Source organism: Scleromatobacter humisilvae (assembly GCF_023231945.1).
GTDB lineage: Bacteria > Pseudomonadota > Gammaproteobacteria > Burkholderiales > Burkholderiaceae_C > Scleromatobacter > Scleromatobacter humisilvae.
Genome location: NZ_JAJLJH010000001.1, coordinates 1,021,402 through 1,041,148 on the forward strand (window position 1 = coordinate 1,021,402; position 19,747 = coordinate 1,041,148).

General features: G+C 71.2%; 20 protein-coding genes. 10 read left to right on the forward strand and 10 right to left on the reverse strand.

The window, feature by feature from the left end:
- The first annotated feature begins 189 nt into the window (after positions 1-189).
- Entirely contained in the window at positions 190-2,745 is a 2,556-nt protein-coding gene (locus LPC04_RS04830; RefSeq protein ID WP_275681050.1) for a protease pro-enzyme activation domain-containing protein, read from the forward strand.
- Between the two features lie 52 nt (positions 2,746-2,797).
- Here the strand turns inward: LPC04_RS04830 and LPC04_RS04835 are convergent, their stop codons facing one another.
- Both LPC04_RS04835 and LPC04_RS04840 read right to left on the reverse strand, forming a co-directional pair.
- The gene (locus LPC04_RS04835) at positions 2,798-3,115 is read right to left on the reverse strand and encodes a c-type cytochrome (protein ID WP_275681051.1); all 318 of its coding nucleotides are present in this window, start codon (positions 3,113-3,115) and stop codon (positions 2,798-2,800) included.
- A complete protein-coding gene (locus LPC04_RS04840) occupies positions 3,112-4,395 on the reverse strand; it encodes a PQQ-dependent sugar dehydrogenase (RefSeq protein WP_275681052.1) in 1,284 nt (427 codons plus the stop codon). The genes LPC04_RS04835 and LPC04_RS04840 overlap by 4 nt, the downstream gene beginning before the upstream one ends.
- A gap of 254 nt (positions 4,396-4,649) precedes the next feature.
- Here LPC04_RS04840 and LPC04_RS04845 point away from each other — a divergent pair, with 254 nt between their 5' ends.
- Positions 4,650-6,512, forward strand: coding sequence for a sigma-54-dependent Fis family transcriptional regulator (locus LPC04_RS04845; protein ID WP_275681053.1), 1,863 nt, complete (start codon positions 4,650-4,652; stop codon positions 6,510-6,512).
- Here the strand turns inward: LPC04_RS04845 and LPC04_RS04850 are convergent, their stop codons facing one another.
- From LPC04_RS04850 to LPC04_RS04865, 4 genes are all read right to left on the reverse strand, one after another.
- Positions 6,513-8,666: a TonB-dependent receptor family protein gene (locus LPC04_RS04850; protein WP_275681054.1), complete on the reverse strand. Its 2,154-nt coding sequence runs from the start codon at positions 8,664-8,666 to the stop codon at positions 6,513-6,515.
- 104 nt (positions 8,667-8,770) lie between these two features.
- Positions 8,771-9,058: a GIY-YIG nuclease family protein gene (locus tag LPC04_RS04855; RefSeq protein WP_275681055.1), complete on the reverse strand. Its 288-nt coding sequence runs from the start codon at positions 9,056-9,058 to the stop codon at positions 8,771-8,773.
- Positions 9,058-9,453 (reverse strand): GFA family protein, encoded by a 396-nt coding sequence (locus LPC04_RS04860; RefSeq protein WP_275681056.1) that lies wholly within the window; start codon positions 9,451-9,453, stop codon positions 9,058-9,060. Before LPC04_RS04860 ends, LPC04_RS04855 begins: the two co-directional genes overlap by 1 nt.
- A gap of 25 nt (positions 9,454-9,478) precedes the next feature.
- The gene (locus tag LPC04_RS04865; protein ID WP_275681057.1) at positions 9,479-10,084 is read right to left on the reverse strand and encodes a TetR/AcrR family transcriptional regulator; all 606 of its coding nucleotides are present in this window, start codon (positions 10,082-10,084) and stop codon (positions 9,479-9,481) included.
- A 66-nt stretch (positions 10,085-10,150) separates the two neighbouring features.
- Here LPC04_RS04865 and LPC04_RS04870 point away from each other — a divergent pair, with 66 nt between their 5' ends.
- The 3 genes from LPC04_RS04870 to LPC04_RS04880 all read left to right on the forward strand — a co-directional run bounded on the left by LPC04_RS04870 (position 10,151) and on the right by LPC04_RS04880 (position 12,625).
- Positions 10,151-11,152: a saccharopine dehydrogenase NADP-binding domain-containing protein gene (locus LPC04_RS04870; RefSeq protein ID WP_275681058.1), complete on the forward strand. Its 1,002-nt coding sequence runs from the start codon at positions 10,151-10,153 to the stop codon at positions 11,150-11,152.
- 97 nt (positions 11,153-11,249) lie between these two features.
- Positions 11,250-12,230: a serine O-acetyltransferase EpsC gene (gene epsC / locus LPC04_RS04875; protein WP_275681059.1), complete on the forward strand. Its 981-nt coding sequence runs from the start codon at positions 11,250-11,252 to the stop codon at positions 12,228-12,230.
- A 128-nt stretch (positions 12,231-12,358) separates the two neighbouring features.
- Positions 12,359-12,625, forward strand: coding sequence for a hypothetical protein (locus tag LPC04_RS04880; protein ID WP_275681060.1), 267 nt, complete (start codon positions 12,359-12,361; stop codon positions 12,623-12,625).
- 9 nt (positions 12,626-12,634) lie between these two features.
- Here LPC04_RS04880 and LPC04_RS04885 read toward each other — a convergent pair whose 3' ends face one another.
- On the reverse strand, positions 12,635-13,012 hold the full coding sequence (locus LPC04_RS04885; RefSeq protein ID WP_275681061.1) for a hypothetical protein: 378 nt from the start codon (positions 13,010-13,012) through the stop codon (positions 12,635-12,637).
- A 123-nt stretch (positions 13,013-13,135) separates the two neighbouring features.
- Between LPC04_RS04885 and LPC04_RS04890 the strand changes: the two genes are divergently transcribed.
- Together LPC04_RS04890 and LPC04_RS04895 are read left to right on the forward strand one after the other, a co-directional pair.
- Positions 13,136-14,398, forward strand: coding sequence for a serine hydrolase domain-containing protein (locus LPC04_RS04890; protein ID WP_275681062.1), 1,263 nt, complete (start codon positions 13,136-13,138; stop codon positions 14,396-14,398).
- A gap of 41 nt (positions 14,399-14,439) precedes the next feature.
- On the forward strand, positions 14,440-14,955 hold the full coding sequence (locus LPC04_RS04895) for a GNAT family N-acetyltransferase (RefSeq protein WP_275681063.1): 516 nt from the start codon (positions 14,440-14,442) through the stop codon (positions 14,953-14,955).
- On the opposite strand, the gene LPC04_RS04900 is transcribed toward LPC04_RS04895, so the two are convergent.
- Positions 14,952-15,695, reverse strand: a complete 744-nt coding sequence (locus LPC04_RS04900; protein WP_275681064.1) for an SDR family oxidoreductase — start codon at positions 15,693-15,695, stop codon at positions 14,952-14,954. The two genes, LPC04_RS04895 and LPC04_RS04900, sit on opposite strands and share 4 nt — an antisense overlap.
- Before the next feature lie 168 nt (positions 15,696-15,863).
- On the opposite strand from LPC04_RS04900, the gene LPC04_RS04905 reads away from it, so the two are divergent.
- Positions 15,864-16,232 carry a response regulator gene (locus LPC04_RS04905; RefSeq protein ID WP_275681065.1) on the forward strand — a complete coding sequence of 123 codons (369 nt, stop codon included), beginning with the start codon at positions 15,864-15,866 and terminating at the stop codon, positions 16,230-16,232.
- Here LPC04_RS04905 and LPC04_RS04910 read toward each other — a convergent pair.
- A complete protein-coding gene (locus LPC04_RS04910) occupies positions 16,229-17,131 on the reverse strand; it encodes a LysR family transcriptional regulator (protein ID WP_275681066.1) in 903 nt (300 codons plus the stop codon). The genes LPC04_RS04905 and LPC04_RS04910 overlap by 4 nt on opposite strands.
- Before the next feature lie 105 nt (positions 17,132-17,236).
- On the opposite strand from LPC04_RS04910, the gene LPC04_RS04915 reads away from it, so the two are divergent.
- Positions 17,237-17,959 (forward strand): SDR family oxidoreductase, encoded by a 723-nt coding sequence (locus LPC04_RS04915; protein WP_275681067.1) that lies wholly within the window; start codon positions 17,237-17,239, stop codon positions 17,957-17,959.
- A 3-nt stretch (positions 17,960-17,962) separates the two neighbouring features.
- On the opposite strand, the gene LPC04_RS04920 is transcribed toward LPC04_RS04915, so the two are convergent.
- Positions 17,963-18,463, reverse strand: a complete 501-nt coding sequence (locus LPC04_RS04920) for an Lrp/AsnC family transcriptional regulator (RefSeq protein ID WP_275681068.1) — start codon at positions 18,461-18,463, stop codon at positions 17,963-17,965.
- Positions 18,464-18,579: 116 nt separating this feature from the next.
- Between LPC04_RS04920 and hppD the strand changes: the two genes are divergently transcribed.
- On the forward strand, positions 18,580-19,665 hold the full coding sequence (gene hppD / locus LPC04_RS04925) for a 4-hydroxyphenylpyruvate dioxygenase (RefSeq protein ID WP_275681069.1): 1,086 nt from the start codon (positions 18,580-18,582) through the stop codon (positions 19,663-19,665).
- The last annotated feature ends 82 nt before the right edge of the window (positions 19,666-19,747 follow it).

Here is a 19,747-nt window from a genome sequence, read left to right on the forward strand (position 1 = left end):
TACGACGCACTTCCGTTCGACAGCCTCGCGCGGCCTGCAAGCTGGGGAGGCGCGCGCGATTCCCTCACTGCGGGGGATATCGACAGGCCTGGCCGTCGCGCACGATGCGCCCCGCACCTCGACGCCGCGCGAGATCTCTCGATCCCCGAGAAGACGCGGCGAAGTCATCGCAAGCCAGGAGCACTCGCCATGTCCACCCAAGCCATCCCCGCCCACTACCAACGCGTCGCCGGCACGCTGCGCAACCCGGCCGCGGCCGCCACGCGGCAAGGCCCCGCCGACGCCGGCGAGACCGTGCAGGTCACGATCTCGCTGCGCCGCCGCGTCGACGGACCGCCCGCCCCCGACTTCGACGCCGTCGCCTCGATGCCGCTGAACGCGCGCAAGCCGATGTCGCAGGACGAGTTCGCCGCGAAGTACGGCGCGCATCCCGCCGACATCGCGAAGGTCGAGGACTTCGTGCAGACCGCGGGCATGAAGGTCGTCGAGACCAACGCCGCGCGGCGCACGGTCGTCGCGGCGGGCACCGTGGCGCAGATGAACCGCGCCTTCGCGGTCGACCTCGGCCGCTACACCGCGCCCGCGCCGGCGCGCACGCGCAACGAGCAGCCGCGCATGGAGACCTATCGCGGCCGCGACGGCTACGTGCACGTGCCGGCGGCCCTGGCCGACATCGTCGTGGGCGTGTTCGGCCTCGACAACCGCACCATCATCAAGCGCAACAGCGCCGATCCGGCCAACACGCACACGCTGACGATCCCCACGCTCAAGCAGCTGTACAACTTCCCGACCAACTCCGCGCAGGGCCAGACGATCGGCATCGTCTCGATGTCGGGCTACGCGATCCACGACGTGCAGCTGCTGTTCAACGGCCTGGGCGCCGGCTACACGATGCCCGCGGTGCACGACGTGCCGGTGCACGGCAGCAACTCCGGCAGCGACCCGTTCGGCGAGACCACGCAGGACATCGGCATCGCCGCCGCCGCGGCCAACGGCGCGGCGATCGCGGTCTACATCACGCAGGGCTCGCAGGCCGGCTGGGTCGACATGATCCACCGGGTCGCGCATCCCAACGCGGGCGATCCGTCGTGCTCGGTGCTCTCGAGCAGCTGGTACCTGTCCAACGGCGACGACGCGGCGACGCTGGCCGCCGAGGGCATCACCACCGCCTTCATCAACGCCGTCTCCGCCGCGTTCCAGGACGCCGCGATCCAGGGCATCACCGTGTGCATCGCGTGCGGCGACACCGGTTCCAACTCCAAGATGAACAACGGCGCGGCGCACGTGCAATACCCGGGCAGCGATCCGTGGGTGCTGTCCGTGGGCGGCACGACGGTGGGCAACGTCGCGGGCTCCAGCTTCGAGGAATACGTGTGGAACGACCCGAGCCCGACCGACCCGTCGCACTGGGGCACCACCGGCGGCGGCGTCAGCGATTTCTTCGCGCTGCCGTCGTACCAGGTCGATGCGCGCGTGCCGGCCTCCGTCAACGCGGGCCATCACGTCGGGCGGGGCCTGCCCGATGTCTCCGCCAACGCGAGCTACCACGCCGGATACGCCGGGCTGTATCTGAACGGCCAGCCGATGATCGGCAACGGCACCAGCGCCTCGGCGCCGCTGTGGGCCGGCTTTGTCGCCACGCTCAACGCCGCGATGGGCACGCGGCTGGGCTTCATCAACCCGATCCTGTATTCGAAGGGCTCGAACGCGTTCCGCGACATCGTGCCCGGCGCCGGTCCGGCCAACAACGCCAACGGCGGCGTCGCGGGTTACCCGGCCGGCCCGGGCTGGGACGCCTGCACCGGCTGGGGCAGCATCGACGGCGCCAAGATGCTCAACATGCTGCGCGGCGTCGGCCAGCCGCCCGGACTCGCCGTCTTCAACAGCCGGCTGTTCATGGCGTGGAAGGGCATCGAGCACGACCAGCGCATCTGGTTCTCGAACTTCAACGGGGCGAGCTGGGCGCCGCAGCAATTCGTCGCCGGCGTCGCCACCAGCTGCGGGCCATCGCTGGCGATGCACAACGGAACGCTGTTCATGGCCTGGAAGGGCATGAACGCCGACGAGGGCATCTGGTACTCGAGCTACAACGGCTCGACGTGGGCGCCGCAGAAGAACGTGCCGGGCATCGCCACCAGCACCGGCCCGGCGCTGGCCGTGTTCAACGGCAAGCTGTATATGGCGTGGAAGGGCATGGTCAGCGACCAGGCCATCTGGTGGTCGAGCTTCAACGGCACGAGCTGGGCGCCGCAGCAGTTCATCCCGGGCGTGGCCACCAGCGTCGGCCCGCAGCTGGCCGAGTTCCAGGGCAGCCTCTACGCGATCTGGAAGGGCATGAACCAGGACCAGGGCCTGTGGTACTCGCACTTCAACGGCACGGCCTGGGCGGCGCAGAAGCAGGTGCCCGGCGTGGGCACCAGCGAGGGCGCGTCCATCGCCGTGTTCAACAACCGGCTGCACGCCTGCTGGAAGGGCATGAACGACGACCAGCGGATCTGGACGTCCAGCTTCGACGGCACGTCGTGGACCGCGCAGCAGCTCATCCCCGGCATCGGCACCAGCGTCGGCCCCGCGCTGACGGTGTTCAACGGCCGTCTCACCATGACCTGGAAGGGCATCACCGGCGACGACCGCGTGTTCTATTCGAGCTTCAACGGCAAGACGTGGTCGCCGCAGGCTCAGATCGTGGGCATCGGCACGAACCCGTTCGACATCCGCGAGCCCGAGTCCGCGCTCACGGCGTAAAAGGCGACCGGCCTCGTTCCCATTCGAACGAGGTCGGTCGAAAGAGCAACGCTCACTTTGGCGCCGTCGCCTCCACCTTGATCGACGAGAACCACGCGGCCAGGTTGGCGATGTCGGCGTCGGACAGCGGCCTGGCCATCAGCGACATCACCTCGTGCTTGCGCGACCCGCCGCGGTAGGCCTTCAGCTGCTCCTCGATGTAGCTGGCCGGCTGGCCGGCGAGATTGGGCGTGTCGGGCGCGGCGGCGATGCCCGCGGGCCCGTGGCACATCGCGCAGGCCGCCGCCCTGGCCTTGCCGGCCGCGGCGTCCTGCGCGTGCGCGCCCGCCGCGCACGCGAGCGCGAGCACGATCGCCGCCCTGCCCTTCATTGCGGCGCCGCGTAGGTGATGCGGTAGATCGCGCCGGCGTAGTCGTCCGAGACTAGCAGCGAGCCGTCGTGCAGGACCGCGACGTCCACCGGGCGGCCGGTGTAGGTGTTGTTGTCGTCGCGGAAGTTGTCGGCGAAGACCTCCGACTTGCCCGCCTTGTCCGGCCCCTCCAGCGGCACGAAGTTGACCAGCGCGCCGGTGGGCACCGTGCTGTTCCACGAGCCGTGCGCCGCCACGAAGATGCCGCCGCGATAGCGCTCGGGGAACATCTTCCCGTTGTAGAACGTCATCCCGAGCTGCGCCTGGTGCGCGGGGAACTCGACCTGCGGGAAGACGGCGCCCTTGGGCTCGGGCAGGTCCTTCAGGTCGGGCGCCGCGGCCGAGCCGGCGACCTTGACGTGGCCGTTCCAGTACGGGTAGCCGAAGTCCTGGCCCATCCTTGTCGCGTGGTTCAGCTCGCCGGGCGGGATGCCGTCGCCCATGCCGTCGGTCTGGTTGTCGGTGAACCACAGCGTGCCGTCCTTCGGGTTGAAGTCCTGGCCCACCGAATTGCGCACGCCGACCGCGTAGATCTCGCGATGCGTGCCGTCCAGATCCATCCGCACGATGCCGCCGATGCCCAGCTTGCGGAACTCGGCCACCTTGTCGGCGGGCGGCACGTTGAAGGGCTGGCCCAGCGTGATGTAGAGCTTGTTGTCCGGCCCGATGCGGCAGGTGCGCGCGCCGTGGTTGTAGCTCTCGTCGTCGACGGGCACCAGCTGGCCCTGCGGCACGATCTCGCCGACGGCGACGTCGGGGCTCTCGTAGAAGAACTCGGCGGCCGGGAAGATCAGCACGCGGTTGTGCTCGGCGAGCACCAGCTGGCCGTCCTTGGTCCAGCACACGCCGTTCGGGTTCTTGAAGTTCAGGCTGGGCGCGAACGACTTGACCTCGGTGGCCATGTCGCCGTTGTTGCGGTTGGTGACGGCCCACACGGTGGTCTTGCGCGTGCCGACGAACAGCATGTTGGTGGCCGGCGCGACGGCCATGTGGCGCGCGTCCGGCACCACGGCGTAGAGATCGATGCGGAAGCCCGGCGGCAGCTTCACGCGCTTGAGGTTGGCGCGGATGGCGTCGGCGTTCTTGCCCGTCTGCGGCACCAGCGGGATGTCGAGGCTGGAACTCGCGACCTTCATCTGCTTCAGCTTGTCCATGTTGGACTGCGCCGTCGCCGGCGACGTCGCGAGAGTCGCGAGCGCGGCGGCCGTGAGCGCGAAGGCAAGGGATCGTGTGCGTGCCATGTCGGGAGTCTCCTGTTGGTTGTCGTGCGCGGCGCGGCGAGGCGCCATCACCGGTTCCGCAAGTCGCGTTCCATCGCGGGTAGACCCTGAAGCGTGCCCGGCGGCGAAGCGGATGCGCTGCACCGCGCCGTTGAACAGGTGGACAGTCCTGTCCAGAAAGTGTGCAGTTGCGCATCGCCGGCCCGGCTGCTAGCGTTGCCTACGCGATCCAGCCCACGAGTCGGCGCCGAAGCCGGCCAGACGGAGACAAGCGCATGACCTTCGGTTCCGAGCGCCAGCTGGCCCACGCGCGCGTCCTGCGCGCCCGCGGCAGCGCCATGCCGCCCGACGGCCTGCCGGCGGGCGACATCCTCGACAGCTGGGCGCGCTGCCTGGAGGCCGGCCTGGACTTCGCCGGCGCGACGCCGCTGCAGGTCGTCGAGGCGCACGAGCTCGCGCGGCGCCGCGACCGCGCCGCCGTCGTGCGGCGGCTCGCGCAGGCCGAACTCGAGACGCTGTCGCAGCAGATCGCCGGCTCCAACTTCCTGCTCGCGTTCGCCGACCCCGAGGGCATCATCCTCGACCTGTTCGCCGACAACCGCTTCCAGATGAGCGGCTCCGGCGCGGGCATCGTCGTGGGCAGCAACTGGAGCGAGGGCGTCTGCGGCACCAACGGCACCGGCACCGCGCTGCGCACCGGGCGCCCGGCCTCGGTGAGCGGGCTCGAGCACTACTTCCTCGGACTCGGCGACATCTCGTGCAGCGCGACGCCGGTGCGCGACGCGCAGGGCGAGATCGTCGGCGTGCTCGACGCGTCGTCGTACTTCGAGTCGCGCCAGCACCACACGCACGCGCTGGTGCAGATGGCCGCCACGCAGATGGAGAACGGCCTGCTCGCCCACCAGATGCGCGACCACCTCGTGCTCGCGATCCATCCGCGCGCGGAGTTCCTCGGCACGCTCAGCGCCGGCCTGCTCGCGTTCGACGGCGACGGCCGCATGCTGGCGCACAACGCGCGCAGCCGCACGATCCTGCAAGGCCTCAGCCTCGCCGGCACCAGCTTCGAGGAGCTGTTCGGCGAGCCCATGGATCTCGCGCTGGCGCGGCTGCACCACGGCGCCGACGTGCGCCTGCGCGACGTGCTGGGCAGCGCGCTCGTCGCGCGTTGCGTGGCCCGGCCGACGCCGCGTCGCACGGTGGCCGCCGCGCCGCAGCGCCCGCGCAAGTCCACCGCCGCCATCGCGACCGAGGCGGACATCGTGCTGCACGATCCCGAGGCCGTGGCCGCCTTCGAGCTGGTCGAGTCCGCGGTGCGGCTGGCCGCGCCGGTGCTGATCGGCGGCGAGACGGGCACCGGCAAGGAGGTGCTCGCGCGTCACGCGCACCGCGCGAGCGGACGCTCGGGCGCGTTCGTCGCCGTCAACTGCGGCGCGCTGCCCGACGAGCTGTTCGAGTCCGAGCTGTTCGGCCACGTCGGCGGCGCGTTCACCGGCGCGCGCCGCGAGGGCAGCCTCGGCCTGATCGCGAGCGCCGACGGCGGCACGCTGCTGCTCGACGAGGTCAGCGAGCTGCCGTTGCCGCTGCAGGCCGCGCTGCTGCGCTTCCTCGACGACGGCCTCGTGCGCCAGGTCGGCGGCACCGTCTCTCGCAAGGTCGACGTGCAGCTGCTGGCAGCGACCAACACCGATCTCGCCGACGACGTCGCCGCCCGGCGTTTCCGCGCCGACCTGTTCTACCGCCTCAGCACCGTGTGCGTGACGCTGCCGCCGCTGCGGCGTCGGCGCGACTTCGCCGACAGCGTCATCGCGCTGCTGCGGCGCATCGACCCGCGCGCCGCGATCGACGACGCCGCCGTCGACCGCCTGCAGGCGCACGCGTGGCCCGGCAACTTCCGCGAGCTGCGCTCGGTGCTGACGCGCGCGCTGCTGGCGGGCGACGGCCATCCGATCGCGCTGGCCGACGTCGAGCGGCTGCTGCCGCCCGCGCAGCGCACGGCCACCTCGGCGCTGCAGCAGGCGGCGGCCGAGACGATACGCCGCGAGTTCGAACGCACCGGCCACAGCGTGAGCCAGACCTCGCGCAACCTCGGCATCTCGCGCACCACCGTCTACCGCCATCTCGCGCCGGCGCGCGACTGATCAGAAGCGGTAGCTGCCGGTCAGCCCCGCGAAATACGCCCGGCCGGGCGCCGGCTCGAAGTAGCGGCCATTGCCCTCGTTGACGATGACCGAGCCGATGTAGCGCCGGCCGGTGACGTTGTCGACGCGGCCGAACGCCGACCACTGCCAGTGCCCGAGCGGCCACAGGTAGCCCCCGGACAGGTTGGCCGTGACGAAGGACGCGGCGGGGTCGGCGTTGGTGTCGTTGACGAAGACCCGGCTCAGCGCCCTCGCCTCGACGCCCGCGCGCCAGCCCTGCGCCGGCGCCCACGCAAGCGAGGCGAACAGCGCGTTGCGCGCCACGCCCGGGATGCGGTTGCCCGAGGCGACGTGCGTCGACGCGCAAGGCGTGGTGACGCACTCGGCGAACGCGTCGGTGTACTGGGCGTCGAGCAAGGTGTAGGCGACCTGCGCGTTGAGGTCGTGCGGCAGCGGCTTCGACCATTCCAGCTCCAGCCCGAGCCGCCGCGTCGATGCGGCATTCTGGTACGTCGAACGTCCGCCCGTGTTCGACAACGTGACAATCTCGTTGGTCGTGCGCGTGCCGAAGACGGCGGCGTCGAGCACGCCCCACGTCGCCGACTGCGTCTTCACGCCCAGCTCCAGGTTCTTGCTGCGCGAGGGCTTCAAGTCGAAGTTCAGGCCGGTCAGCTTGTCGGGCCGGTAGGCGATCTCGTTGAGCGTGGGCGTCTCGAAGCCCTTGCCCGCGGTGGCGTAGAAGTGCACGTCGGGTCGCAGCGCGTAGAGCACGCCCAGCACCGGCAGCGTCGCCGAATAGTTCGCGCCGCCGCTGTCGTTCGGGTTGGTTCCGACGATGTACTCGTCGTGCGAGACGAAGCGCACGCTGCTGTGGCGCACGCCGGCGTCCAGCGTCCAGGCGTCGGCGGGGTGCCACTCGCCCTGCAGGTAGGGATCGAGATCCTGCACGTCGTTGATCTCGTTGCGGCGCAACGCGCCCTGCACGCCCACGACCTGCGCGCCGCCCGTGCCGATGAAGCTCTGGTAGCCGTAGCGATGCTCGCGCAGCTTGTCGTAAGCGAGGCCGCCGACCAGCGACCAGCGCTGCCTGTCGACGATGCCCTGCGTCGTCCAGCGCAGGTCGGCGCCGTCGTAGTCGCGACCGAGCTGGATCACGCCGCCCGGCGCCGTCGCGCTTGCCTGCGAGGTCACCGGGATCGATTGGAACTGCTCGGTGTCGCGATGGCCGCCGTAGACCATCGCGCGCAGCGCGTTGTCGGCGTCGACGCGCAGGTCGTAGATCACGCCGGCCTGCGTCTGCGCGAGCGACTTGCGCGTGTTGAACTGGATCGCCGACGGATCGGCGGCACGCGGGCCGATCGTCTGCAGCTCGACGCGGCTCAGGCCCAGCGCATCCTGCGCGTAGGGCAGCTCCACGCCGTTCCCGACGATGGTGATCCTGCTGCGCTCGTCGAGCCGCAGGCCCAGCTTGACGTTCTCGATGTCGCGCCGCGCGGCGCTGTGCTGGCGATACCCGTCGGTCTCGAAGTGCGACACGCTGGCCACGTAGTCGAGATTGCCCTCGGCGCCCGTGAGCTTGCCGTCGTAGCGCAGCTCGTGGTTGCTGCCCGCGCCGCCGCCGAACGTCCACTTCGGGCTGCCGCCGCCGTCCTCCGTGAACACCTGCACGACGCCGCCCGAGGAGTTGCCGTACAGCGCCGAGAACGGCCCGCGCAGCACCTCGATCGCCGCGGCCGTGCCGAGGTCGACGTTGGAGATCTGGCCCTGGCCGTCGGGCATCGTGCCGGGGATGCCGTCGATGTAGACGCGCACGCCGCGGATGCCGAACGTCGAGCGCGCGCCGAAGCCTCGCACGGAGATCTGCACGTCCTGCGCGTAGTTCTGGCGGTCGCGCGCGAGCAGGCCCGGCACGCCGCCCAGGGTCTCGGAGATGTTGATGCCGGGACGCGTGTCGGTGTCGGGCGACAGCGTGACGAGGGTGATCGACGCCGGCACGTCGAAGGCCGGCGTCGCGATGCGCGTCGCGGTGATCGTCACGCTTTGCGCGGCTGGTGTGTCCGGCGCTTGCGCGGCGCACAAGGCGTAGGTCGCGCTCGCGACGGCGGCTGCCGGCCGCAGCCAGCGCGCGCGGCCGAACTCGGTTCCTGTCTCCATTCCTGTCGTCCTTTGGTAGTGCCCGCGCCGTGCGAACGACGAGTCGAAGAAGCCGGGTCGCGGGGCGCAGGATACGTCAGGGTTGCAAGAGTCGTTCCAATCGATCAGGGCTGCGGCAACGACAGGAGGTCGATGGCCACGCCGCAGCTCGCGAGATAGCGCAGCTTGTCCGCGCGCGGCCGCTGCTTCAGCGCGTACTCGGCCTTCAGCGCCTGCGAGCGCGACGGCAGCTCGGCCGCCGCGACGATGCGCAGCGGCGCGAAGGCCTTCGTGAATCGCGCGCCGCGGCCGGCGCAGTGCGCGGCGAAGCGCGCGGCCAGGTCGTTGGTGATGCCGGCGTAGAGGCGGTCGCCGGCGCACTCGATGAGGTAGAGCACCCAGGGCTCGGCCATCACCACACGTGCTCGGCGCCTTCCGGCACGCTGACCCACGGATGGCGCCGTTCCTCGTAGACCGAGTAGACGGGCGGCGGGAACGTCGGATCGGCGAAGGCCCCGACCGGCACGGCGACGAAGCTGCGGTCGTCGCCAAGCCAGTAGTACACCGTGGCACCGCACGTCGCACAGAAATGGAAACGGCACGCGGTTCCCTCGTCGCCGATGCGGACGAACTCGGTCGAGTCGCCCGCGATCGCGACGTCCTGCGCCGCGAAGCGCGCCTGCGCGCCGTAGGTGCTGCCGGTGCGGCGCTGGCAGGCGAAACAGTGGCACATCGCCACGCGGATCGGGTCGCCGCGCGCGACCAGCGTCAGCTGGCCGCAGGAACAGGAGGCGTGGTGGTCGGGCATGCGCAGACTTTAGCGTCGCCGCGGCTCATTTGGAAGCCGACGCCAGCAGCGCCCGGGCCGAGGCCAGCAGCACGCGCGTCGCCTCGTCCGGCGCCAGCATCGAGGCACTGACGAAGGCGCCGTTGACGAGCACGCCCAGTTGCGCCGCGAGATCGTTCGGACGCGCCGCGCCGAAGCGCCGCGCCAGCTCCGCCAAGCGCTTGCGCATCGCCTGCATGTGGCGCCGCGAGACCTCGCGCGCCGGGTGCCCGGCCTCGGCGAACTCGGCGGCGACATTGATCTGCGGACAGCCGCGGTAGTTGGCGCGCGCCAGGCGCTTGCCGATCCAGCGCATGTGCGCCTCGATCTCGGCCGCCGGATCGCCGGCGTGGCACGCGGCGACGTCGTCCCACTGGGCCCAGAACTCGGCATCCTCGCGCTCGAGGAAGGCGACGATCAGGTCGTCCTTGGTGCGGAAGTGGCGGTAGAGGCTGGTCTTGGCGACGCCCGACTCGTCCACCACCAAGTCGACGCCCACGGCGCGCACGCCGCGTTCGTAGAACAGCGCCGACGCGGTGTCGAGGATGCGCTGGCGGACGTCTGACGGCATCGCGACGGATTCCGCGGTCTCGGTCGAAGTTGTTCTGGCCATGTTGACATGATACAGACCTGTCTTTATCCTTGACGCTACAGACCTGTCTGTTTCTAGGAGAACACGATGTCCCTCGCCCAATCGCCCCGCCCGATCGCCGTCTACGGCGCCAGCGGCCACACCGCGCGCTTCGTGCTCGCCGAGCTGGGGCGCCGCGGCCTGCCCGCGATCGCCGTGGGACGCAGCGCGGGCACGTTGCCCTCGGGCGTCCCCGTGCGACAGGCCGCGATCGCCGACGCCGCGGCGCTGGACGCCGCCTTCGCGGGCTGCGCCGTGGTCATCAACTGCGCGGGCCCTTTCCTCGACACCGCCCTGCCCGTCGCCGAAGCCGCGATCCGCGCCGGCGCCGCCTACATCGACGTGACGGCCGAACAGGCCAGCGCGATAGCGGCGTTCGAGCACCTGGACGCGCCGGCGCGCGCCGCGGGCGTCGCCGTCATCCCGGCGGCCGGCTTCTATGGCGGCCTGGCCGACCTGCTCGCGACGTCGCTGCTGGGACCGGACGGCGCGGCCGACGAGCTGACGGTGGCGATCGCGCTCGACCGCTGGTGGCCGACCGCCGGAACGCGCAAGACCGGCGAGCGCAACACCGTGCCGCGGCTGATCGTCGACGACGGCCGGCTCGTCGCGATGCCGCTGCCCGCGGCGCTCTCGACCTGGCGTTTCGACGAGCCGCACGGCGAGCAGGCCATGATCGAGCTGCCGTTCAGCGAGACCATCACGATCTCGCGCCACCTGCGCACGCGCAGCCTGCGCGCGCACCTGACGCGCTCGTCGCTGGACGACATCCGCGACGAGACGACGCCGCCGCCGGCCGCGGCCGATCCGCTGGGGCGCTCCGAGCAGCGCTTCGAGATCGTCGTGCGGGCACGCGCCGGCGACACCGTGCGCACGGCGACGGCCAGCGGGCGCGACATCTACGCCGTCTCCGCGCCGCTGGTCGTCGAGGCCGCGTCGCGCCTGCTGCGGCCAGGAGCCCCACGCGCCGGCGCGCTCTCGCTCGGCGAGGCCTTCGACGCCGACGACTTCCTGCGCGCGCTCGCGCCCGAGCCTCTGCGCCTGGGCTGAGCGCCGGCCTGCGGCAAAAGAGGATTTCCGGCCGCGTCGCACCGGCGCGGCCCGAATGCGGCAGGATGTCGCCAGGCCTTCGCTAACATCCTCCGACATGACCTTCGAACACGACCCCTCGCGCGCCGACGCATCGGCCACGACACCCACCGGCGGCTCGCTCGACCTCGCCAGCATCGTCACGCAGCTGCGCGCGACGCGCGAACGCTGGCGCGAGCAGCAGGGCCGCTCGCGCGAGATGGGCGTGCGCGAGCTGCCGTCGCGCGAGTCGCTGGCCGCCGTCCTCGACGGCCTGCGCGGCGCGCTGTTCCCGCTGCGCCTCGGGCCGCCCGACCTGCGCCAGGACAGCGAGGATTACTACGTCGGCCACACGCTGGACACCGCGCTGCACGCGCTGATCGCGCAGGTCCGCCTGGAACTGCGCTCGCAGGCGCGGGTCAGCGGCGGGAGCGTCTCGCCGGCGCTGGACGAGCGCGCGCTGGCCATCGTGCGCGAGTTCGGCGCCGCGCTGCCGCGGCTGCGCGAGCTGCTCGACACCGACGTGCTGGCCGCCTACCGCGGCGACCCGGCCGCGCGCAGCGTCGACGAGGTGCTGGTGTGCTACCCCGGCGTGCACGCCATGATCCACCACCGCATCGCGCACCTGCTGTACGAACTGGGCGTGCCGCTGCTGGCGCGCATCGTCGCGGAACTCGCGCACGGCGCCACCGGCATCGACATCCACCCCGGCGCGACCATCGGCTCGCACTTCTTCATCGACCACGGCACCGGCGTCGTCATCGGCGAGACCGCCGTCATCGGCAACAACGTGCGCGTCTACCAGGCCGTCACGCTGGGCGCCAAGCGCTTCGAGACCGACGCCGACGGCGCGCTGCACAAGGGCGGCCCGCGCCATCCGATCGTCGAGGACGACGTCGTGATCTACGCCGGCGCCACCGTGCTCGGGCGCGTGACGATCGGGCGCGGCGCGTCGATCGGCGGCAACGTCTGGCTCACGCGCAGCGTGCCGCCGGGCAGCCGCATCGCGCAGGCGATCGCGCGCGACGACCGCGTCGACGAGGGCGGCGGCGGGCGCTGAGCGCCGCCAGGATGCGCGCGCCGCGGGCATCGTTCACGCCGCGGCCGATTTCGATCGCGCGCGGGACCGCCCGCCGGCGATCCGCGTGAGAGCATCGCGCGACCCCTCCTCCACGTCCGAAGATCCGAATGTTCAAAGCATCGTGCGCCCTCGCGCTGGCCGCCCTGTCCTTCGCGGCCCAGGCCCAGGTCAACAAGTGCCCGCAGGCCGACGGCTCGGTCAGCTACCAGTCCACGCCCTGCGGCGTCGGCGAGGCGCGCGCCGAGCGGGTGTCGGCGGCGCAGCTCAACGCGGCGCAACGCGCCAGGGAGGCGCGCGCCCATCCGAAGCCCGCGGCCGCCAGCGGCGCGCATGCGCGCCCGCGCGCCTCGAAGCCCGCGAGCAGCGCTCGCTGAGCGGACGCGCTAGCCGCGCCAGCGCGCGACGGCGTCGGCGGTGTCCTGCGGCGTCGTGTTGAAGGCGATGGCCGCCTGCGGCGCGGCCCGGTGCACGGCGTTGAGCACGCGCTCGAACAGCGGCAGGCTGCGCGGCGGCAGGCGCAGTCCGCCGCCGATCACGACGCAGTCGACCTCGCCGCCGGCCAGCGCGCGTTCGACCGCGGGGCCGGCGCTGTCGTCGGGCTGGACGGGACAGAATTCCGCCTGCCAGCCGCGCTCGCGCATCTGGCCCAGCGACAGATCGATGCCGGCCTGGATCCTGTCGGTGGTCATGCCGGGCGGCAGCGCCGGATCGCTGAAGTCGACGGTGGCCGGATCCTGGCCGATGTACAGAACGCGCGTCATGGAAGCTCCTGGAGTGACGTGACGGGGCCGGCAAGCCTCGCACCCGATGCGCGCGTGCGCAACGCACGATGGCCACCGCCGCGCTGAAACAAGGCATTTACAGGCGCGCCCGACAGTACCGGCATGCCGATCCCCACGCGCGCTTCGCTAACCACCCGATTCACCGGCGCGGCGCTTCTGGCCGCCTGCACGCTGGCGCTCGCCGCGCCGGACGAGTCGACGCTGGGCCGCGACGCCGGCTATCCCGTGGCGCCGCGGCTGTCGCGGATCCATGACGATCGCTTCATCGTCGGCTCGTTCAGCGCGCTGGACACGCTGTCGCCGCACTGCCTGCTGGCGCCGTCGCCGCACCCGCTGGCGCTGCCGGTGGCGCCGTCGGCGCCCGAGTTCTCGTACCGGCTGGCCGGCCAGTCCTTCACGCTGGGCGACTACATGGACCGCCAGCGCGCCACCGGCGTGCTGGTGCTCAAGGACGGCCAGGTCGTGGCCGAGCGCTACAACTACCGGCGCCGGCCGGATATGCGCATGCTGTCGAACTCGATGGCCAAGACGCTGGTCGCGCTGGCGATCGGCCAGGCGCTGGACGACGGCGCGATCCACTCGCTGGCCGACACCGCCGCGCGCTACGTGCCCGAATTGAAGGGCACGCTTTACGGCGAGACGCAGCTCGCCAACCTGCTGCGCATGGCCTCCGGCGCGCGCTATGTCGAGGACTACACCGACCACGACGACCGCGCCGCCTTCAACGCGATCGTGCGCCGCGAGGGCGTGGTCGCGGCCGCGCGCTCCGTCACCGACCGCGCGGACCCGCAAGGCGCGCGCTTCAACTACGCCGGCGCGCAGACCGAGGTGCTGGGCCTGGTGCTGCGCGCGGCCACGGGGCACAGCCTGTGCGAGTTCGTCGACGAGCGCCTGTGGCAGCCGATCGGCGCCGAGTCGGCGGCCAGCTACCTGCTGCACCCGCACGACCAGGTCGAGGAGGCGGCGGGCGGCTTCAATGCGACGCTGCGCGACTACGCGCGCCTGGGCTGGATGCTGGCCAACGACGGCCGCGTCGGCGACCGGCAGGTCGTGCCGCGCGACTGGCTGCTCGCGATGACCGACGCCGCGCGCCATCCGCCGCAGTTCCGGCCGGGGACGATGGACTCGCACGGCAGCCACTACTTCGGCTACGGCTACCAGGTCTGGCTGATGCCCGGCACACACCGGCGCTTCGTGCTGCTGGGCGTCTACGGCCAGGCGATCTACGTCGACCCCGAGCTGAAGCTGGTGATGGTGCACCTGGCCGTCGGCGCCGACGCGCGCGGCGACGCGAGCGGCGCGCACATGGGCCTCGAGCGCGACGCACTGTGGCGCGGCGTCGTCGCCCGCTACGGCGCCTGGTGAGCGTTCAGGCGTTCCGCGCCGAGTGCCGGTATAACGTCGGCATGCGCATCGCCTTCGTCGTGCCTGACCAGCACGAGGCCCTGGTCGACCTGATGCACGAGATGTGCGTCTTCTACAGCGAGGAAGCCCCCGCCGCGCGCGACGACGTGCGCTCCAACCTGCACGAGAACCTGCTGGCACCCGGATCGCCCGTGCGCATCGTGGTCGCGGCCGACGAGCTCGGCGACGTCGTCGGCCTCGCCGCCATCGCGCTGTTCCATTCGCTGGTCGACCCCGCGCCGCGGCGCCGCGGGCAGTTGCTGCTCAAGGAACTCTACGTGCGCCGGGCGCGGCAGGGCGAGGGCATCGGCAGGGCCTTGATGTCCTGGGTCGCGCGCCACGCCCTCGAGCACGGCTGCGCGCGCATGGACTGGAACGTCAGCGCGTCGAATCGCGAGGGGCTGGCGTTCTACCGCTCGCTGGGCGCGCTGCACGTGGCCGGGCGGCTCAGCTTCCGGCTCGGTGGCGAGTTCCTGGCGCGGCTGGCGAACGGCGACCAGGACGATACCCGGTACTAGTATTCCTGCTTCGTCGGCCGGAACAGGATCTCGTTGATGTCGACGTCGTCGGGCTGGCTCAGCGCGTAGACGACGGCGCGCGCGAACGAGTCGGCGGGAATCGCGATCTCGTAGAACGCCTTGACGCCGGCCTGCACGTCGGCCTCGGTGATGCTGTCCGGCAGCTCGGTGGCGACCGCGTCGGGCGAGATGATCGTCGTGCGGATGTCGTACGCCTTGACCTCCTGGCGCAGGCCCTCGGTCAGCACGCGCACCGCGTGCTTGGTGGCGGAATAGACGGCCGTGCCCGCGCGCACCCTGTGCCCGGCCACCGACGACACGTTGACGATGTGGCCCGACTTGCGCGCCTTCATGTGCGGCAGCGCCGCGGCGATGCCGTACAGCACGCCCTTGATGTTGACGTCGATCATGCGATCCCAGTCCTCGATCTTCAGGCGTTCCAGCGGCGAACTGGGCATCAGGCCGGCGTTGTTGACGAGCACGTCGATGCGGCCGAACTTCTCGACGGCCGCATCGACCAGTCGCTGCACGTCGGCGGCGCGCGTGACGTCGGTCGCCAGCGCGAGCGCCTTGCCGCCGGCGCCCTCGAGTTCGCGGGCGAGGGCCTCGATGCGGTCGACGCGGCGCGCACCGAGCACGACGGTCGCGCCGTGCGCCGACAGCATGCGCGCCGTCGCCTCGCCCAGTCCGCTGCTGGCGCCGGTGATGACGACGACCTTGCCTTCGATGTTGTTGCTCATGACCGTTCCTGGTACCGGGGTGGGCATCGATGCTGCCACTGTTCGATCGACGCCGCGTCGCCCGTCGCGCATGGCCCCGCGCATCGTTCGGGTTCGGCCGAAGTTCGATAGGATGTCCCCACAAGCAGAACAACGCGCACGGGAGGCTTCTCGAGAGGAGCCTGGTCCATGAAGATTCTCGTGGTCGACGACCACCACGACAGCGTCGACTCGCTGAGCCGGCTGCTGGAAGCGCACGGCCACGAGACGGCCCGCGCCTATGACGGTCGGCAGGCGCTGGACGTGTTCCGGCAATTCGAGCCGGCGGTGGTCGTGCTCGACATCGACATGCCCGTCCTCGACGGCTACGGCACGGCGCGCGCCGTCCGCCTGACGCCGTCGCATCGGCTGCCGGTGCTGGTGGCGCTGACCGGGCTGACCGGCCACGAGACGCGCCGGCTGGCCTTCGACGCCGGCTTCGACGCCCACGTCAACAAGCCCGCGCGGATCGAGGCCCTGCTCGAGCTGATGGACAAGCTGCTGCGCGAGCGATCCTAGGGCGCCGCGCGCGCGAAGTGCGCGGCGAGCGCGTCGATGAACAGCCGCGTGCGCCGCGGCAGGTGGCGGCGCGACGCGTAGATCGCGGAGATCGGGGCGTCCTCGTCGCTCCAGTCGCGCAGCACCTCCACGAGCCGCCCGCTGGCGAGTTCGTCGGCGACGTCCCAGATCGACCGCCGCGCCAGACCGTGGCCCGCGAGCATCCAGTCGTGCACCTGCTGGCCGTTGTCCGACACGAGGCGGCCGCGCACGCGCACGTGCGTGGCCGCGCCGTGCGGCGGCCGGAAGCGCCAGTCGGCGTGCAGCGCGGGGCCGGCGCTCAGCACCAGGCAGGCGTGGCGCGCGAGCTCGGCCGGCGTGGCGGGCGTGCCATGCGCCTTCAGGTACTTCGGTGTCGCGCAGACGACGCGCCGGTTGTCGGCCAGCTTGCGTGCGATCAGGCGGTCGTCGGCGAGCGGGCCGACGCGCACGGCGCAGTCGACGCCGGACTCGACGAGGTCGACCAGGCGATCGCTCAGCGACAGGTGGATCGCGAGCTCGGGGTGCTTCGCCGCGAACGCGGCGACGGCCGGCCCGACCCAGCGCCGCCCCAGCGCCGACGTGGCGGACACGCGCAGGTTGCCGCGCAGCCGGCTGTCGTCGCTGCCCAGCAGGTCTTCCGCTTCGGCCACGTCGGCCAGGATGGCCTGGCAGCGCTCGAGATACAGCGCGCCGCCGTCGGTGAGGCTCAGCCGGCGCGAGCTGCGCTGAAGCAGGCGCGCGCCCAGCCGCGCCTCCAGCCGCGCGAGCCGCTTGCTGGCGACCGCCGGCGACAGCCCCAGCTCGCGGCCGGCCGCCGACAGGCTGCCCGCCGCGACGGCGCGCACGAAGAGATCCATGTCCTGCAGGTCGGCGCTCATTTCTATCTTTAATTTATTGGAGAAGTTGCTTGCGCATTCTGATGGATTCCGTTCCTTGACGGAATAGTCCAAAGTCGCGCCATGTCACTTCACCGGAGCCTTGCCATGACCACCTCATCTCTTGCCAACCAGGCCGTCGCCGTGTTCGGAGCCAGCTCGGGCATCGGCCTCGCGGTCGCGCGCGGGGCGCACGCGCTGGGCGCGCGCGTGATCGCGATCGGGCGCGACCGCGCGCGCCTGCAAGCCGCCGCCGACCAGGGCCTGCGGGTCGCCACGTGCGACATCGCCGACGAAGCGCAGGTCGAGGCGTTGCTGCGCGACATCGGCGCGCTCGACCACGTCGTCGTCACCGCCGGCGGCGTCGTCGGCCCGTCGCCGTTGACCGCGCTGGACTTCGACGCCGCGCGCGAGGCCATCGCCACCAAGCTGCACGGCAGCCTGCTCGTCGCCAAGCACGCGGCGCCGCGGCTGGCGCGCGGCGGCTCGATCGGCTTCACGACGGGGCTGCTGGGCCGCAAGATCGCCGCCAACACCGTCGTCAAGACCGTCATCAACGCCGGCCTCGAGGCCGCCGTGCGCCAGTTGGCGCGGGAACTCGCGCCGGTGCGCGTCTACGGCGTCAGCCCGGGTCCGGTCGACACGGCCAACTGGGGCCCGCTCAGCGACGACGCGCGCCGCGAGCGCGCCGCCAAGCTCGCCGCGACGCTGCCCGTCGGCTTCATGGCCAGCGCCGACGACACCGCGCAAGCCTACCTGTTCGCGATGCAGGCGCGCGCGCTGACGGGCACCGTCATCGACCTCGACTCGGGCGCGCTGGTCGGCGCGTGAAGCCTAGCGGCTCTTCGATTCGGGCAGCGGCACCGCCGTCGTCTGCTTGACGCGATCGAGCACGAAGCTGGTCTTGCAGTCCTGCACGCTCGGGTGCTTGAGCAACGTGTCCATCACGAAGCGCGAGTAGTGCGCCATGTCGCTGACCAGCACGCGCAGCAGGTAGTCCATCTCGCCCGTCAGCGAGAAGCACTCGACGACGTCGGGCCAGGTCTGCACCGACGCCCGGAACGCGTCCATGGGCTTGCGCTTGTGCGTCTCCGAGTGCTTCTCGAGCCGCACCGTGATGTAGGCGGTCAGCGCCAGCCCGACCGCTTCGGGCTGCACGAGCGCGACGTAGTTGCTGATGACGCCGGCCTCCTCCAGCCGCTTGACGCGGCGCAGCGTGGCCGACGGCGACAGGCTCACCGCGGCGGCGACCTCGTCGTAGGTCGCTCGGCCGTCGGCCTGCAGCACGCGCAGGATGCGCAAGTCGACAGTGTCCAGCTTGAAATCTGTGTCCATCCGCCAATCTTGCAGGTTTCCTGCGTATGGCGCCACCCCTGACGCGGATTTGCAGAAATGCTGCGAGGCGAATTCCCTATGATTCGTCTGAGCAATCCACGCATCCGGAGACCGCCATGAACGACCTGTACGACAACCCGATGGGCCTGCAAGGCTTCGAATTCGTCGAGTTCGCCTCGCCCACGCCGGGCCTGATCGAGCCGTACTTCGAGATGCTCGGGTTCACGCTGGTCGCGAAGCACCGCTCCAAGGACGTGCTGCTGTATCGCCAGGGCGACATCAACTTCATCGTCAACCGCGAGCCCAAGAGCCAGGCCGCCTACTTCGCGGCCGAGCACGGGCCGGCGGCGTGCGGCATGGCGTTCCGCGTGAAGGATTCGCACAAGGCCTACAACCGCGCGCTGGAGCTCGGCGCGCAGCCGATCGAGATCCCCACCGGCCCGATGGAGCTGCGCCTGCCCGCGATCAAGGGCATCGGCGGAACGCCGATCTACCTGATCGACCGCTTCGAGGACGGCAAGTCCATCTACGACATCGACTTCGAGTTCATCGAGGGCGTCGAGCGCCGCCCGGCCGGCCACGGCCTGAAGGTGATCGACCACCTGACGCACAACGTCTACCGCGGCCGCATGTCGTTCTGGGCCGATTTCTACGAGCGGCTGTTCAACTTCCGCGAGATCCGCTACTTCGACATCCAGGGCGAGTACACGGGCCTGACGTCGAAGGCGCTGACGGCGCCGGACGGCATGATCCGCATCCCGCTGAACGAGGAATCCAAGAAGGGCTCGGGCCAGATCGAGGAGTTCCTGATGAAGTTCAACGGCGAGGGCATCCAGCACATCGCGCTGCTGTGCAACGACATCGTCCCGGTGATCGACCGGCTGCAGATGGCGGGCGTCGCGCTGATGGCCGCGCCCAACGACGTCTACTACGAGATGCTGGCCGAGCGCCTGCCCGGGCACGGCCAGCCGGTGGCGGAGCTGCAGTCGCGCGGCATCCTGCTGGACGGCTCCACCGAAGGCGGCAAGCCGCGCCTGCTGCTGCAGATCTTCTCGCAGACGCACCTGGGCCCGGTGTTCTTCGAGTTCATCCAGCGCAAGGGCGACGACGGCTTCGGCGAGGGCAACTTCAAGGCGCTGTTCCAGTCGATCGAGCGCGACCAGATCAAGCGTGGCGTGCTGAAGGCCGAAGCGACGGCCTGAGGCCGCGCGGCCCCGGACTGCAAGCGGCGCCTGCGGGCGCCGTTCCCGTTTCCGCACGGCAACGCCGGATATCCGTTGCCTG

What these genes read in the sequence shown, in the direction of transcription:
- LPC04_RS04850 (WP_275681054.1), bottom strand. Translation starts at nt 8,666, where the DNA reads ATGGAGACAGGAACCGAGTTCGGCCGCGCGCGCTGGCTGCGGCCGGCA.
- LPC04_RS04835 (WP_275681051.1), bottom strand. Translation starts at nt 3,115, where the DNA reads ATGAAGGGCAGGGCGGCGATCGTGCTCGCGCTCGCGTGCGCGGCGGGC.
- LPC04_RS04915 (WP_275681067.1), top strand. Translation starts at nt 17,237, where the DNA reads ATGACCACCTCATCTCTTGCCAACCAGGCCGTCGCCGTGTTCGGAGCC.
- LPC04_RS04830 (WP_275681050.1), top strand. Translation starts at nt 190, where the DNA reads ATGTCCACCCAAGCCATCCCCGCCCACTACCAACGCGTCGCCGGCACG.
- LPC04_RS04920 (WP_275681068.1), bottom strand. Translation starts at nt 18,463, where the DNA reads ATGGACACAGATTTCAAGCTGGACACTGTCGACTTGCGCATCCTGCGC.
- LPC04_RS04885 (WP_275681061.1), bottom strand. Translation starts at nt 13,012, where the DNA reads ATGACGCGCGTTCTGTACATCGGCCAGGATCCGGCCACCGTCGACTTC.
- LPC04_RS04865 (WP_275681057.1), bottom strand. Translation starts at nt 10,084, where the DNA reads ATGGCCAGAACAACTTCGACCGAGACCGCGGAATCCGTCGCGATGCCG.
- LPC04_RS04845 (WP_275681053.1), top strand. Translation starts at nt 4,650, where the DNA reads ATGACCTTCGGTTCCGAGCGCCAGCTGGCCCACGCGCGCGTCCTGCGC.
- LPC04_RS04870 (WP_275681058.1), top strand. Translation starts at nt 10,151, where the DNA reads ATGTCCCTCGCCCAATCGCCCCGCCCGATCGCCGTCTACGGCGCCAGC.
- hppD (WP_275681069.1), top strand. Translation starts at nt 18,580, where the DNA reads ATGAACGACCTGTACGACAACCCGATGGGCCTGCAAGGCTTCGAATTC.
- LPC04_RS04840 (WP_275681052.1), bottom strand. Translation starts at nt 4,395, where the DNA reads ATGGCACGCACACGATCCCTTGCCTTCGCGCTCACGGCCGCCGCGCTC.
- LPC04_RS04860 (WP_275681056.1), bottom strand. Translation starts at nt 9,453, where the DNA reads ATGCCCGACCACCACGCCTCCTGTTCCTGCGGCCAGCTGACGCTGGTC.
- LPC04_RS04895 (WP_275681063.1), top strand. Translation starts at nt 14,440, where the DNA reads ATGCGCATCGCCTTCGTCGTGCCTGACCAGCACGAGGCCCTGGTCGAC.
- LPC04_RS04900 (WP_275681064.1), bottom strand. Translation starts at nt 15,695, where the DNA reads ATGAGCAACAACATCGAAGGCAAGGTCGTCGTCATCACCGGCGCCAGC.
- LPC04_RS04890 (WP_275681062.1), top strand. Translation starts at nt 13,136, where the DNA reads ATGCCGATCCCCACGCGCGCTTCGCTAACCACCCGATTCACCGGCGCG.
- LPC04_RS04880 (WP_275681060.1), top strand. Translation starts at nt 12,359, where the DNA reads ATGTTCAAAGCATCGTGCGCCCTCGCGCTGGCCGCCCTGTCCTTCGCG.
- LPC04_RS04905 (WP_275681065.1), top strand. Translation starts at nt 15,864, where the DNA reads ATGAAGATTCTCGTGGTCGACGACCACCACGACAGCGTCGACTCGCTG.
- LPC04_RS04910 (WP_275681066.1), bottom strand. Translation starts at nt 17,131, where the DNA reads ATGAGCGCCGACCTGCAGGACATGGATCTCTTCGTGCGCGCCGTCGCG.
- epsC (WP_275681059.1), top strand. Translation starts at nt 11,250, where the DNA reads ATGACCTTCGAACACGACCCCTCGCGCGCCGACGCATCGGCCACGACA.
- LPC04_RS04855 (WP_275681055.1), bottom strand. Translation starts at nt 9,058, where the DNA reads ATGGCCGAGCCCTGGGTGCTCTACCTCATCGAGTGCGCCGGCGACCGC.